Here is a 14,005-nt window from a genome sequence, read left to right as displayed (position 1 = left end):
CAGTCATGACGCCCGCGCCTTGTCGCTTTCGCCGGCCAGCTGTGCGCGCATCGCTTGAATCCGTGCTGCCAGAAAATCGGCGAAGGCGCGCACATGCGGTGCGGACCTGACGTCCTCCCGCACGATCAGCCACATCTCCGAATCCAGCTCTTCGACCGGCGGCAGACAGCGCACCAGTTCCGGGTCGGCGTCGCCGATCAGACAGGGCAGCATGGCGATGCCGAGACCGGCCTTCAATGCGGAGACGAGATTGCCGAGGCTGTTGCTGCGCGCGCTCACCCTGGAATTCGGCGCCGCCCGTATCAGGAAGAGCGGAGCGGGGCGGCCTGCAAGCGCGCCATCGATATCGAGGATCGGATGACCGTCGAGTGTGTCGACCGATGCCGGCGCCCCGTGTTCTTCGGCATAGGAGGCGCTGCAATACACGCTCCAGGTCACATTCGGCAGACGGCGCGCGACAACACCTGCGCCGTCCGGCCGCGATCCTGTGCGCAGGGCAATGTCGGCGTCACCGCGTGCAAGGTCGAAGCGGCGATCGTCAGCGAACAGCTCGACCACAATGCCGGAATGCTGCTTGCGAAAATCCGCCAGCAAAGGCGCCACGAGCTGGCTCGCGAGTGCCTCGCTGGTGGTGAGTCGCACGCGGCCGGAAAGCTGGCGTTGCTCCGCACCGATCGCAATCTCAAGCGCCGTGACCTCGTCCTCGATGCGACCCGCGACCACCGTCATGCGCGCCCCGAGTGGCGTCGGATGATAGCCGCTCTGCCGGCGTTCGAAGAGCGTCTCGCCGATGACGGCCTCCAGTTGGGTGATGCGCCGCATCACCGTGGTCTGATTGACGCCGAGTGCCTGCGCTGCGCGCAGCGCCGATCCCGCTCGCGCCACAGCGAGGACGAAGCGAAGGTCCGACCAATCGATCATGTTGCATCCTGCAAAAATGCAGAATGACTTGGCAAGAACGCTGATTGTTGCGGGTCACCGCCGAACCTATCTCAGCCGCATGGGCGAATAAACAATCACCAGCGAAATCAGAGTCTTGCCGGTCAGGTCGATGGCCGCGCCACGCCCTGATCTGCCCCCAACTCCGGCTCCGCATTGCGGACCTGAACGAAGTCATGCGCATCGCGAATGCGCCACGGATGGAGTCTGCCATGACCGATGTTGTCATTCCCCGCCCCGTCAAGGAATTGAGTGTGGCGGCCCGCGTCCGCCAGTTCGCCATCCGCCTTGCGGAGGCGATCGAATGCGCACTGGTTGCCGGCAAGGTTCAGCGCGAGTTGAACGCGCTGCCGGACCTGATGCTGCGCGATATCGGCCTCAACCGCAGCGACATACAGTTCGTTGCCGCTGCGCTGGCCTCGGGCAAGAGTGATCAGACGCGCCCGGCCGCCGATCGGGTCAACCGCAGCACGGCCCGGCGAAGACTGTATCACAGCCGTGACGGCCGTCCGGCGCCTTTCGCCATGTTTCGCATGCTGTTCGCCGCGGCCGCTGCATTCTACGTGGCGTGCGCCAGCCCCGACGCCGGTCTCGCGCAGGATGCGCAGATCAGGCGCGGCCAGTATCTCGTGACGCTCGGCGGCTGCAACGATTGCCATACGCCGGGCTATTTCTTTGGAAAACCGGACATGGCGCGCTTTCTCGGCGGCTCGGAAGTCGGATTCGAGATTCCCGGTCTTGGCGTCTTTCACGGCCCCAATCTGACGCCCGATCCGGAAACCGGGCTCGGTGCCTGGTCGGCAGAGCAGATCGCCATCGCCATCACCAGGGGCCGGCGGCCCGACGGGCGCGAGCTTGCGCCGATCATGCCCTGGCACGCTTTTGCGAGCCTGACGGCGCAGGATGTGCGTGCCATCGCCGTCTATCTCAAGAGCCTGAAGCCGGTGAAGAACAAGGTGCCGGGTCCGTTCGGTCCGAATGAGCAGCCGACCTCGTTCGTGATGAAGATCGTGCCGCCGCAAGCGGCGACAGAGGGTTCGTCAGCAAGGTGACCAAAAGATCGCCGGCGGAGCCGCCGGCCTCCGCTCCGCGGGATGGCGGGCAGCTGGCGCCGTGGAAGTGTGGGAGCTTGGCGCTCCCGGCTCCTGCACGTGTCGTAAAGGACTGCCCATGGTATATTCGCTCCGTGCCGATTATCGACATCCGCGATTTGCCAGACGATCTGCATCGCAAGCTTAAGGCGCGCGCAGAACGATCAGGCATGTCGCTGTCCGACTACCTGTTGGCAGAGGTCAGGAAGATTGCGGAGCAGCCGACACTTGACGAGTTGAAGGAACGTTTGCGACGCCGCGCTGCGCTTGCCGCACTAAAAGACATGCCGAAACCTTCCAGCGTCGAGGATCGCGATCCGATTGAAGTGCCTACGCGCGAACGCGACTGATGGCAGGTACTCTCGGTCGACACCCAAGTCTCGACGACCGACCTCACAGCCCGAACAGCGCCTCCGCATTCTTCCCCGCGATCCGCCTCGCCTGATCGGCGGGCAGCGCGTTGACCCGCGCGAGGCAGCCGATCATGTCGCCGATATTGTGCGGATAATCCGAGCCGTAAAGGACGCGGTCGGGCGAGCCCGCCACCGAGATGCAAAGCTCAAGCGCACGCGGATCGTACAGGACGCTGTCGTACCAGATGCGCTGCAGGTAGGCGGAAGGCTTGTCCTTGATCACCTCGGAGCAGCCCGGGATCATTTCCCAGCAGCGGTCGAGCCGGCCCGCCAGATAGGGCAGCGTCGCGCCGCCATGCGCCGCGATCAGCTTGATGTTCGGATATGTGTCGAGGAAGCCCGAATAGATCATGCGCACGAAGGCGAGCGTGGTGTCGCACATGAATCCGACCGGCGGAATCATGTTGAATTCGTCCATGTGCTGTTCGCGCACGCCCTGCGGCGCGCCGGGATGCACCAGCACCGGCAGTCCGAGCCTGTCGATCTCGGCCCATACCGGGGCAAATTTCGGATTAGTGAGGTCCTCGCCGTCGATGTTGGCGATCACCATCACGCCGACCGCGCCGCGCTGGACGCAGCGCGCCAGTTCGGCCCTGGCGTCGTCGGCATATTGAAACGGCAGCGACGCGAACCAGCGAATCCGGTCGGGCTTCGCGCGCTGCTGCTCGGCCATCGAATCGTTGACCATCTGCGCGGCCTTGAGCGCCACCTCGCGGCCGCCCCAATAGGCGTTCGGGCAGGTCAGCGAGACGATGGCGACATCGACCCTGGCCTCGTCCATCTTCCTGATGCGCAGTTCGTAATCCCACATGCCCGGAAACAGCGTCATGAACGGCGCATCGTAGAGATGCACCGCGTCCTGTCCGGCCTTGGTCTTCTTCAGTGTGTATTTGCCGGTGCCGTTGGCACGCAGTAGCTCAAGGTAGTCGAGCGTGAGCATGTGGGTATGGACGTCGATCACCGGCATGGATGTTTCCTCGGATTTCTCAGGCCGTTGTTCAAGCCATGTTTGCTTGGCGCACCCTGCCTGAACGAGCGCCCGTTGGTTCCGCGCGCGCCGCCTTACTCTGCCTGCTCGCTGAAGGTCGCACGATAGGGATGCGCCGGGTAGACGCCGAGAATCTTCGTTTCCTTGGAGAAGTATTCCAGTTCCTTCAGCGCCAGCGTCACGTTGTGGTCATCAGGGTGACCCTCGATGTCGGCGTAGAACATGGTGGCGAAGAAATTGCCCTCGATCATGTAGCTTTCGAGCTTGGTCATGTTGACGCCGTTGGTCGCGAAACCGCCCATCGCCTTGTAGAGCGCGGCCGGGATGTTGCGCACCCGGAAGATGAAGGTGGTGACCACGGGCCCGTTGCCGGGCTCCGCCCATTTGGCTTCGCGCGCCAGCACGATGAACCGCGTCGTATTGTGCGATTCGTCCTCGACATCCTCGGCGAGGATGTCGAGCCCGTAAATCTCGGCCGCGAGCCGCGAGGCGATGGCCGCGCAGGTCTTGTCGCCGCGTTCGGCGACTTCGCGCGCGGAGCCCGCGGTGTCGGCGGCGACGATCGCCTTCACCTTCAGCTTGCGGATGATGTTGCGGCACTGACCGAGCGCATGGACATGGCTCTCGACGGTCTTGATGCCATCGAGCGTCGCGCCCTTCGGCGCCATCAGTTGATGCTTCACCGGCAGGAACCACTCGGCGACGATATGCAGCCCCGAGCGCGGCATCAGATGATGGATGTCGGCGACACGTCCGGCGACCGAGTTTTCGATCGGGATCATGGCCAGCGCCGCCTCGCCGTTCGCCACCGCGGCAAACGCATCCTCGAAGGTCGCGCAAGGCATCGGCTCGAAGTCGGGATAGGCCTCGCGGCAGGCCAGGTGCGAGTTGGCGCCGGGCTCGCCCTGGAACGATATTCTCTTCTTTGTCATGGGCGTCGTTAAGCCTTGCAGATATGGGAGGTCAACGGCCGAGGAGCCGGCGCGCGGTTTCGAGATCCTCCGGGGTGTCCACGCCGAGCGGCACCGAGGAGACGATCGAAGCATCGATGCGCATACCGTCTTCGAGTGCTCGTAGCTGTTCGAGCTTCTCGCGTTTTTCGAGCATGGACGGCGGCAGCGAGACGAAGCGCTCCAGCGCAGCGCGCCGATAGGCATACAGACCGATATGGTGGTATAATGGTCCGTCGCCGTAAGGTGCGGTAGCGCGTGTGAAATACAGCGCGCGCAACCTGTGTGCAGCAATGGGTGAGCCAACGATCTTCACGACATTGGGATTCGTGCGCTCGTCCTCCCTGACGATCTCGGCGGCCAGCGTGCCGATATCGACTGCCGGATCGTCCAGCAGAGCGACCGCCGAACGCAGATCGTCTGCCGCGAGCGTCGGCAGATCGCCCTGGACATTGACCACCACCCCGATCCGGCCGTCCGCATCGGCGATCTGAAGCGCCTCGAAAATCCGGTCGGAGCCGGAGGCATGGTCGGCGCGGGTCATCAGGGCACGGGCGCCGGCCTTCTCGACCGCGGCAAGGATGGGCTCGGAATCGGTCGCGACCACCACCTCGCCGAGCCTCGCGGCTTCAGCGCGCCGGATCACGTGCTCGATCATCGGCTTGCCGGCGATGTCGGCGAGCGGCTTGCCGGGCAGCCGGGTGGCGGCCATCCGCGCCGGGATCAGGATCAGGACATCGGTTCTTGGCATGGATGCAGGAGGTGTTTCGGGGTGAGCCCGGTCCCACCATTGTCGCAGGGATGGGTCCGCTTATACGGGTTGCCACCCGTGGCGCAAACCGGCTAATGGTGCGCCGCCGTGCGGGTTTCCCGTGCGCTTTTCACGATCACGGGCTGCTGCGGAGCGCCGATGGACTCCTTCGAACTCAACAAGATCCTGGGCGCCTTGCTGGCGACCTGCCTTGGTGTTCTAACCCTCAACATCGCGGCGGGCGCGATTTTCGCTCCCGGCAAGGTGGAGAAGCCCGGCTACGCGATCGCGGTGCCGGATCAGTTGCCTGGCGGCACCGAAACCGCCAAGCCTGAACCGGCCGAACCGATCGCCGTGCGACTCGCCAACTCCGATCCGCAGAAGGGACAGACCGCAGCGAAGCAATGCGCGGCGTGTCACACCTTTGAAAAGGGTGGCCCGAACCGGGTCGGACCGAACCTCTATGGCATCGTCGACCGCGCCAAAGCCTCACACGAAGGCTTCAATTATTCGGCGGCCCTGAAGGCCAAGGGCGGAAACTGGACCTATGACGATCTCGACCATTTCATCGCGAGCCCGAAGACCTGGCTCCCCGGCACGAGCATGGGCTATGCGGGCCTTTCCCGCGGCGGCCAGCGCGCCGACCTGATCAACTATCTGCACACGCTCGCGGACAATCCGGTGCCCCTGCCCAAGGCGGCCGAAGCGCCCGCTGCGGCACCCAAAGCGGCCGACGCCGCTCCGGCAGCACCCCCGGCGCAAGGCGCTCCGGCAGCACCCCCGGCGCAAACCTCGCCGGCTCCGCCGCCGGCGGAGAAGCCATAAGACGCGCGTGCCAATGTTCCGCGGCCGGGCTCTGCCCGGCCGTTTTTGCATCGCGGGATGGCGTTAAACCTGAACCCACGCGCCCGCCAAAATTACCGCCTTTTAAGGCAGCGCCAGTGGGGTTATCCGTAAATCTGTCATACATAAAAGGGCAATTTGGCATTGCCCCTCCAGCGACCGGAGCCGTACCTTGAGCCTGTCCCGCCGTACCCTGATCCGTGCCGGCGCTCTCGCGCTGGCCGCCCCCGCCGCCGTCCTCGAAGGACTAGGCAACCACAAAGCGCTTGCCCAGAGTTCGGCGCCAGCCCAGACATGGCGGCACGGATTGTCGCTGTTCGGCGAACTGAAATACCCGGCGGGCTTCAAGAATTTCGACTACGTGAACCCGAAGGCACCGCGCGGCGGCGTGGTGCGCCAGGTAGCAATCGGCACCTTCGACAATTTCAATCTGGTGGTCGGCCGCGTGAAAGGCTCGATGGCGGCCGGGATTGCGAGTATCTACGACACGCTGATGGCCTCGTCGCTCGATGAGGTTTCGACGGAATACGGATTGCTCGCGGAATCGGTCAGTCATCCCGACGATTTCTCGAGTTGCACTTACCGACTGCGGGCCCAGGCGAGATGGCATGATGGCAAGCCGGTCACCGCTGACGATGTGATTTTCTCGTTCGAGGCATTCAGAAAGCACGATCCGCAACTCTCCGCCTATTATCGGCATGTTGTGAAGGCGGAGAAGACCGGCGAGCGCGACATCACCTTCACCTTCGATCAAGCCGGCAACCGCGAGTTGCCGCAGATCATCGGGCAGCTCAATGTGCTGCCAAAGCATTGGTGGGAGGGGAAGGACGAGCAGGGGCGTCAGCGCGATATTTCCCAGACGATGATCGAGCCGCCGCTCGGTTCCGGTGCCTATCGGGTGAAGGCTTTCGTCGCCGGCCGCAGCGTCTATTACGAGCGCGTGCCGGACTATTGGGGCAACGACATCAACGTCAATGTCGGAACCAACAATTTTGACGAGCTTCGATACGAATATTTTCGCGATTCCACGGTCGCACTCGAGGCGTTCAAGGCCGACACCCTCGACTGGCGCTACGAGAATAGCGCGAAGGACTGGGCGACCGCATACGATTTCCCTGCGGTACGCGACAAGCGCGTCGTTCTCGAGGAATTCGACATCCGCAACTTCGGTATCATGCAATGCTTCGCGTTCAACACGCGGCGCGACAAGTTCAAGGATCCGCGCGTGCGGCGCGCCTTCAACTACGCCTTCGATTTCGAAGAGATGAACAAGCAGATTTTCTTCGGTCAATACCGGCGCATCAACAGCTATTTCGAAGGCACCGAGCTTGCGTCCTCCGGCCTGCCCGAAGGTCAGGAACTGGACATTCTGCAGACGGTCAAAGACAAGGTTCCGCCGGAAGTGTTCACGACCGTGTTCAGCAATCCCAAGGCCGGAGACGCCGCGGCGGTGCGACGGAACATGCGCGAGGCGCTGCGTCTGTTCCGCGAAGCCGGCTGGGAAGTGCGCGAGCACAAGCTGTTCAACATCAAGACCGGCGAGAAAATGACGGTCGAGGTTTTGCTTTCGCAGCCCACCTTCGAGCGCATTGTGAGCTTCTGGAAGCCGCTGCTGGAGCGCGTCGGCGTCGACGTATCCATTCGCGTGGTAGACGCGACGCAATACGAGAACCGGCAGCGAAATTGGGACTTCGACGTGATCCTCGCATCATGGGGACAGTCGCTGTCGCCGGGAAACGAACAGCGCGGCTATTGGGGTTCAAAGGCGGCCGACCAGGTCGGCTCCCGCAACTATGTGGGCATCCGGGATGCCGCCATCGACACGCTTATCGATCGCGTGGTGTTCGCAAAGAACCGCGCCGAACTGATCGCCTCAACCCGCGCGCTCGATCGCGTGCTATTGTGGCATCATTTCGTGGTGCCGCAATGGACCTATGGCAAGGTGCGCACCGCGCGCTGGGATCGGTTCGCCCGACCCGATCCGCTTCCGAAATACGGCCTGTCGGGCTTTCCGACGGTGTGGTGGTGGGACGCGCAAAAGGCGGCGAAGGCGGGATCTCGTTCGTGAGGGCTCTCACGCGTCGCAATGTCCTCACGATCACAGCAGCGGCCGCAGGGGCGCTGACGCTCCCACGGGCAGGGCTGGCGGTCGCGCGCGAAACGCACGGCCTTTCGGCGTTCGGCGATCTCAAATATCCAGCGGATTTCGCGCATTTCGATTATGTCAATCCGAACGCGCCGAAGGGCGGAACATTTTCCCTGATCGGCACCAACCGTCTGTTCAACCAGAATTTCCTGACCTTCAATACGCTCAACAGTTATATCCTGAAAGGAGATGCCGCGCTTGGCATGGAGCGCACGTTCGCTAGCCTGATGACAAGCGCCTCCGACGAGCCCGACTCGATCTACGGCCTTGCTGCCAGGTCCGTCGAGATTTCAGAGGACGGCCTCGTCTATCGCTTTGCGCTCCGGCCGGGACTTTCGTTTCACGATGGCAGTTCCTTGAGCGCGCATGACGTAGCTTTTTCGCTCAACGTGCTGAAGGCCAAGGGCCACCCCATCATCCAGAGCCTCATGCGCGATTTCGAAGGCGCGGAAGCTCCAGACGAGATCACCGTAGTCGCGCGCTTCAAGGAGAAGCGCGGTCGTGACGTGCCTCTCTTCGTTGCCGGGATGCCGATCTTCTCGCGCCTCTATTACGGGCAGCGGCCGTTCGAGGAGACTTCCCTCGATGTTCCCCTCGGCAGCGGACCCTACAAGGTCGGTCGTTTCGAGGCTGGCCGTTACATCGAGTACGAGCGGGTAAAGGACTGGTGGGGCGCCGATCTGCCGGTCCAACGCGGACTGCACAATTTCGACGTGATCCGTTATGAGTTCTACCGCGACCGTGACGTGGCCTTCGAGGGCTTCACGGGCAAAAACTACACCTTCCGAGAGGAATTCACTTCGCGCATCTGGGCTACGCGCTACGAGTTCCCTGCAATTCGCGACGGCCGCGTGAAGCGCGATGTTCTGAAGGACGAAACGCCGTCCGGAGCCCAAGGATGGTTCCTCAACACGCGACGGCCGAAATTCCAGGACGCAAGGCTGCGCGAGGCGCTGATCTACGCCTTCGACTTCGAGTGGACCAACCGCACGATCATGTACGGCTCCTACGACCGGACCCATTCCGTGTTCCAGAATTCCGACCTGATGGCGACCGGCAAACCTGGGACCGAAGAACTGAAGCTGCTCGAACCGTTCCGCGGCAAGGTGCCCAACGAGGTGTTCAGTGAGCCCTTCGTCCCGCCGGTGACGGATGGTTCGGGTCAGGATCGCAACCTGCTGCGTCATGCCACGCGGCTTCTGAACGAGGCCGGCTATCCGGTGAAGAATGGCAAGCGCGTGACGCCGCAAGGCAATCGCATGACAATCGAATTCCTGCTGGAGGAGCCGAGCTTCCAGGCGCACCACATGCCGTATATCAAGAACCTCGGGGTTCTCGGGATTGATGCGAACGTGCGGATGGTCGATCCGGTGCAACTGAAAGCCAGAACCAACGAGTTCGATTTCGACGTGGTGATCCAGCGTTTCGGCTTCTCGACCGTCCCCGGCGAGTCGCTACGATCCTATTTCTCTTCGCGCGCCGCCGCAGTCAAGGGCTCCCAGAATCTGGCCGGCATTTCCGATCCGGTCGTCGATTCGCTGATCGATCTGATCGTTTCGGCGCCAACGCGACCGGAACTTGTGACCGCCTGCCGTGCCCTCGACCGGGTCATCCGCGCCGGCCGCTACTGGGTGCCGCACTGGTACAAGGCATCGCACTGGATCGCCTATTGGGACGTGTTCGACCGGCCCGCGCAGGGCAAGCCGAAATTTGCCCGCGGCATTCCTGAGACATGGTGGTACGATCCCGCCAAGGCGAGGCAACTGGAGCAACGGGGATAGCGTTCTGGCTGTACAGGGTTCCCGCTTGACTGCAAGATCGCCATGATGGGCCGAACGACATGAGCGCCTATATTGTTCGCCGCCTTCTGCTCATGATCCCGACCCTGTTTGGGATCATGCTGGTATCGTTTGTTGTCATCCAGTTCGCACCCGGCGGCCCGGTCGAGCGCGTGATTGCGCAATTGTCCGGGTCCGACACCGGCGCGACGTCTCGAATTTCGGGCTCTCAGAGCGGCGACTTCGCCGGGCGCGGCATGGAGGGGCCCGGAGGGCTCGACGGCGGGGCCTCGAAATACCGCGGCGCGCAGGGCCTCGATCCGGAATTCATCAAGCAGCTCGAAAGGCAGTTCGGCTTCGACAAGCCGGCCCATGAGCGCTTCTTTCTGATGCTGTGGAACTACATCCGGTTCGATTTCGGAAAGAGCTACTTTCGCGATGTCAGCGTCATCGACCTCATCAAGGAAAAGCTGCCGGTCTCTATCTCGCTCGGATTGTGGATGATGCTCCTTGCCTATGCGGTTTCCATTCCGCTCGGCATCCGCAAGGCGGTGAAAGACGGAACGCGCTTCGATACATGGACCTCCGCGGTCATCATCGTCGCCTACGCAATCCCGGGATTTCTGTTTGCGATCCTGCTGATCATCCTGTTCGCCGGCGGTTCGTTCTTCGATCTGTTCCCCCTGAGAGGACTCACCTCGGACAACTGGGCGCAACTGCCGTGGTACAGCAAGATTCTGGATTACTTCTGGCATCTGACGCTGCCGCTGATCGCAATGTCGCTCAGCGCCTTCACCACCATGACCCTTCTGACCAAGAACTCGTTCCTCGACGAAATCCGCAAGCAATACGTGCTGACCGCTCGAGCCAAGGGCTGCAAGAGCTCGCGCGTGCTGTATGGCCACGTCTTTCGCAACGCAATGCTGATCATCATCGCAGGATTTCCGGCGACCTTTATCAGCGCCTTCTTCGCGGAAGCGCTTTTGATCGAGACCATCTTCTCGCTGGATGGTCTTGGCCTGCTCGGCTTTGAAAGCATCATGAACCGTGACTACGCGGTGACCTTCGCCACGCTTTACATCTTCGCTCTGGTCGGTCTCGTGGTCAGCCTGGCCTCCGACATTGTCTATACACTTGTCGATCCCCGCATCGACTTCGAGGCACGCGAGGTCTGACATGGATGCGCGCGTCCCGACCACGATGCCGGAGACCGAGTCGATCGGGCCGACGGGGCTCGTGATCCCGCCCGAACGCCGGCCGCTGAAGCTTTCGCCGATCAACCGTCGGCGCTGGCAGAACTTCAAACGCAACCGCCGCGGATTTTACGCGCTCTGGATTTTCCTGTTCCTGTTCATCGCGTCGCTGTTTGCGGAAGTGATCGCGAACGACAAGCCTTTCATGGTTCAATACAATGGACGGCTGTATTTTCCGGCAATATTCACCTACGCGGAGACCACATTCGGTGGAGAATTCGAAACCGCCGCGGACTATCGCGACCCCTATCTGCAGGAGAAGATCGCGGAGGCCGGCGGCTCGATGTGGTGGCCGCCGATCCGCTATTCTTATTCGACGCACAATCTTGATCTTCCCACGCCGGCGCCGTCGAAGCCGACCTGGCTTCTCACCGAGGAGCAATGCCGGCCGGTGGTCGAACGCAAGAAACTGTCCGGCTGCAGCGATCTCGAGTTCAACTGGCTTGGAACCGACGATCAGGGCCGCGACGTACTTGCCCGCATCATCTATGGCTTCCGCATCTCGGTTTTGTTCGGCCTGATCCTGACCAGCATCTCGTCGGTGATCGGTGTGATCGCGGGCGCGATCCAGGGCTTCTTCGGCGGCAAGGTGGACCTGTTCTTTCAGCGCGGTCTGGAAATCTGGACCTCGGTGCCGACCCTCTTCCTGCTGATGATCATCTCGTCGGTGCTGATACCCAGCTTCTTCGTGCTGCTTGGCATTCTGCTGCTGTTTTCCTGGGTATCGCTGGTCAACCTCGTGCGAGCCGAATTCCTGCGTTGCCGCAACTTCGAATACGTGATGGCGGCGCGCGCGCTCGGCGTGTCCGACATCCGCATCATGTTCCGTCACCTGCTCCCGAATGCCATGGTGGCAACCCTCACGATGATGCCGTTTCTGCTGTCGGCGTCGGTCGGAACGCTGACATCGCTGGATTTTCTCGGGCTTGGTCTGCCGCCGGGATCGCCTTCGCTGGGCGAACTGCTGGCGCAGGGCAAGGCCAATATCCAGGCGCCCTGGCTCGGCCTGTCGGGCTTCTTCACCATTGCCATCATGCTGTCCCTGCTTGTGTTCATCGGCGAGGCAGTGCGCGACGCCTTCGATCCGCGGAAGATATTTTCATGAAAAGCCCAGGCCCGCTGCTGCGCGTGGAGGACCTTTCGATTGCCTTCACGCAGGCCGGACGAACGACGCTCGCGGTTGACCGCATCTCGTTCGACGTAGCGAAACGCGAGACCGTTGCACTGGTCGGCGAGTCCGGCTCCGGGAAATCTGTCACCGCACTGTCGGTGATGAAACTTCTGCCCTATCCGGCAGCGAGTCATCCGACCGGATCCATTCAGTTCAAGGGCCGCGAATTGCTCGGCATGTCCGAGCGCGACATCCGCAAAATCCGCGGCAACGACATCACGATCATCTTTCAGGAGCCGATGACCTCGCTCAATCCGCTCCACACCATCGAGCGGCAGATCCGCGAGATTCTGGAGTTGCACGCCGGTCTGCGGGGCGAGGCGGCGACGAAGCGCGTTGTCGAGCTTCTGAGGCAGGTCGGGATCCCCGATCCCGCCAGCCGGCTGAAAAGCTATCCGCACCAGATGTCCGGCGGCCAGCGTCAGCGCGTGATGATTGCGATGGCGCTGGCCAACGAGCCCGACCTGCTGATTGCCGACGAACCGACAACCGCACTCGACGTCACGGTACAAGCGCAAATACTGAGGCTTCTGAAGGATCTGCAGGCCCGACTCGGCATGGCGATTCTTTTCATCACCCACGATCTCGGCATCGTACGCAAGATCGCCGATCGGGTATGCGTCATGAACCAGGGCAAGATCGTCGAACAGGGCGAGGTTGGACGCGTTTTCGCAAAGCCGGAGCATCCATACACGCAGGCGCTGCTCGCCGCCGAGCCGACGCCCGACCCCGCGCCGTTGCAGCCGGACGCGCCGGTAATGGTCAGGACCGATGATCTCAAGGTCTGGTTTCCGATTAAACGCGGGGTCCTGCGCTCGACCGTCGGTCACATCAAGGCGGTCGACGGCATCTCGATCGAAATCCGCAAGGGGGAGACGCTCGGGATCGTCGGCGAATCCGGGTCCGGCAAGACGACGCTCGGGCTTGCCATCCTGCGGCTGATCTCCTCCGAGGGACCGATCGTGTTCATGGGCGAGGAGGTCCAGGATCTTTCCTTCAAGGAAATGCGGCCGTTCCGCCACGCAATGCAGGTCGTGTTCCAGGATCCGTATGGATCGCTCAGTCCGCGCATGTCGGTCGCCGATATCGTGGAGGAAGGCCTGCAGGTTCACCATCCGACGATGACCCCGCGCGAGCGCGAAGCGATGGTAGTGCAGGCGCTCAACGATGTCGGGCTCGATCCGGACACCCGATTCCGCTATCCGCATGAGTTCTCGGGCGGCCAGCGCCAGCGCATTGCGGTCGCCCGCGCCATCGTACTGGAACCGAAATTCGTCGTGCTGGATGAGCCGACCTCCGCCCTCGACATGCTGATCCAGTGCCAGATTTGCGACCTTCTGCGCGATCTGCAAAAGCGCCGCGATCTGACCTATCTCTTCATCTCCCACGACCTGAAGGTCGTTGCTTCGCTGGCAAGCCGCCTGATTGTCATGCGCAACGGAAAGATCGTGGAACAGGGCCCTGCGCAGGAACTGTTTCGCAATCCAAGGAGCGATTACACCCGCGCGCTGTTTGCCGCCGCATTCGACCTCGAGACGGCAGCAGTCGATGAGGCTTTGGAGTGATTCATCGCTTCGAGGCCATATAACGCAATCTTGATTCCGGTTTGCCGCGTGGCTGCGCCAGAACATTGACGCAAACCATCGGCCGCCGGAGTATCATGACTCGCAATCTTTTTGTTC

12 protein-coding genes and 1 pseudogene are annotated in these 14,005 nt (G+C 62.2%); 9 read left to right on the top strand and 4 right to left on the bottom strand.

Annotated elements, in window-relative coordinates:
* Positions 1 to 3: 3 nt before the first annotated feature.
* Complete coding sequence (locus AB7F49_RS24775) at positions 4 to 921, bottom strand: LysR family transcriptional regulator (protein WP_428527343.1); 918 nt, start codon at positions 919 to 921, stop codon at positions 4 to 6.
* Between the two features lie 194 nt (positions 922 to 1,115).
* Between AB7F49_RS24775 and AB7F49_RS24770 the strand changes: the two are divergent.
* The 3 genes and pseudogenes from AB7F49_RS24770 to AB7F49_RS24760 all read left to right on the top strand — a co-directional run.
* Positions 1,116 to 1,331 (top strand): annotated as a pseudogene (locus AB7F49_RS24770) (DUF1127 domain-containing protein); the annotation flags it as partial.
* 132 nt (positions 1,332 to 1,463) lie between these two features.
* Entirely contained in the window at positions 1,464 to 1,991 is a 528-nt protein-coding gene (locus AB7F49_RS24765) for a c-type cytochrome (RefSeq protein WP_428527384.1), read from the top strand.
* A 134-nt stretch (positions 1,992 to 2,125) separates the two neighbouring features.
* A complete protein-coding gene (locus AB7F49_RS24760; protein WP_428527341.1) occupies positions 2,126 to 2,380 on the top strand; it encodes a FitA-like ribbon-helix-helix domain-containing protein in 255 nt (84 codons plus the stop codon).
* Between the two features lie 43 nt (positions 2,381 to 2,423).
* Here the strand turns inward: AB7F49_RS24760 and AB7F49_RS24755 are convergent, their stop codons facing one another.
* The 3 genes from AB7F49_RS24755 to AB7F49_RS24745 form a co-directional block, all read right to left on the bottom strand.
* The gene (locus AB7F49_RS24755) at positions 2,424 to 3,410 is read right to left on the bottom strand and encodes an amidohydrolase family protein (protein WP_428527339.1); all 987 of its coding nucleotides are present in this window, start codon (positions 3,408 to 3,410) and stop codon (positions 2,424 to 2,426) included.
* A gap of 95 nt (positions 3,411 to 3,505) precedes the next feature.
* The gene (locus AB7F49_RS24750; RefSeq protein ID WP_428527337.1) at positions 3,506 to 4,363 is read right to left on the bottom strand and encodes a prephenate dehydratase; all 858 of its coding nucleotides are present in this window, start codon (positions 4,361 to 4,363) and stop codon (positions 3,506 to 3,508) included.
* A 31-nt stretch (positions 4,364 to 4,394) separates the two neighbouring features.
* Positions 4,395 to 5,132, bottom strand: coding sequence for a 3-deoxy-manno-octulosonate cytidylyltransferase (locus tag AB7F49_RS24745; protein WP_428527336.1), 738 nt, complete (start codon positions 5,130 to 5,132; stop codon positions 4,395 to 4,397).
* Between the two features lie 159 nt (positions 5,133 to 5,291).
* On the opposite strand from AB7F49_RS24745, the gene AB7F49_RS24740 reads away from it, so the two are divergent.
* The 6 genes from AB7F49_RS24740 (at position 5,292) to AB7F49_RS24715 (ending at position 13,888) form a co-directional block, all read left to right on the top strand.
* Positions 5,292 to 5,957, top strand: a complete 666-nt coding sequence (locus tag AB7F49_RS24740) for a c-type cytochrome (RefSeq protein WP_428527334.1) — start codon at positions 5,292 to 5,294, stop codon at positions 5,955 to 5,957.
* A 190-nt stretch (positions 5,958 to 6,147) separates the two neighbouring features.
* Positions 6,148 to 8,043 carry an extracellular solute-binding protein gene (locus AB7F49_RS24735; RefSeq protein WP_428527332.1) on the top strand — a complete coding sequence of 632 codons (1,896 nt, stop codon included), beginning with the start codon at positions 6,148 to 6,150 and terminating at the stop codon, positions 8,041 to 8,043.
* Positions 8,040 to 9,902, top strand: coding sequence for an extracellular solute-binding protein (locus AB7F49_RS24730; protein WP_428527330.1), 1,863 nt, complete (start codon positions 8,040 to 8,042; stop codon positions 9,900 to 9,902). The genes AB7F49_RS24735 and AB7F49_RS24730 overlap by 4 nt, the downstream gene beginning before the upstream one ends.
* Before the next feature lie 59 nt (positions 9,903 to 9,961).
* Positions 9,962 to 11,074, top strand: a complete 1,113-nt coding sequence (locus tag AB7F49_RS24725; RefSeq protein ID WP_428527328.1) for a microcin C ABC transporter permease YejB — start codon at positions 9,962 to 9,964, stop codon at positions 11,072 to 11,074.
* 1 nt (position 11,075) lies between these two features.
* Positions 11,076 to 12,257, top strand: coding sequence for an ABC transporter permease (locus AB7F49_RS24720; RefSeq protein WP_428527327.1), 1,182 nt, complete (start codon positions 11,076 to 11,078; stop codon positions 12,255 to 12,257).
* On the top strand, positions 12,254 to 13,888 hold the full coding sequence (locus AB7F49_RS24715; RefSeq protein WP_428527325.1) for an ABC transporter ATP-binding protein: 1,635 nt from the start codon (positions 12,254 to 12,256) through the stop codon (positions 13,886 to 13,888). Before AB7F49_RS24720 ends, AB7F49_RS24715 begins: the two co-directional genes overlap by 4 nt.
* Positions 13,889 to 14,005: the final 117 nt, after the last annotated feature.

The organism is Pseudorhodoplanes sp. (assembly GCF_050250235.1).
GTDB lineage: Bacteria > Pseudomonadota > Alphaproteobacteria > Rhizobiales > Xanthobacteraceae > Pseudorhodoplanes.
The sequence above is the reverse complement of the archived record's forward strand: the minus strand, read 5'-3'. Positions and strand labels throughout refer to the sequence as shown.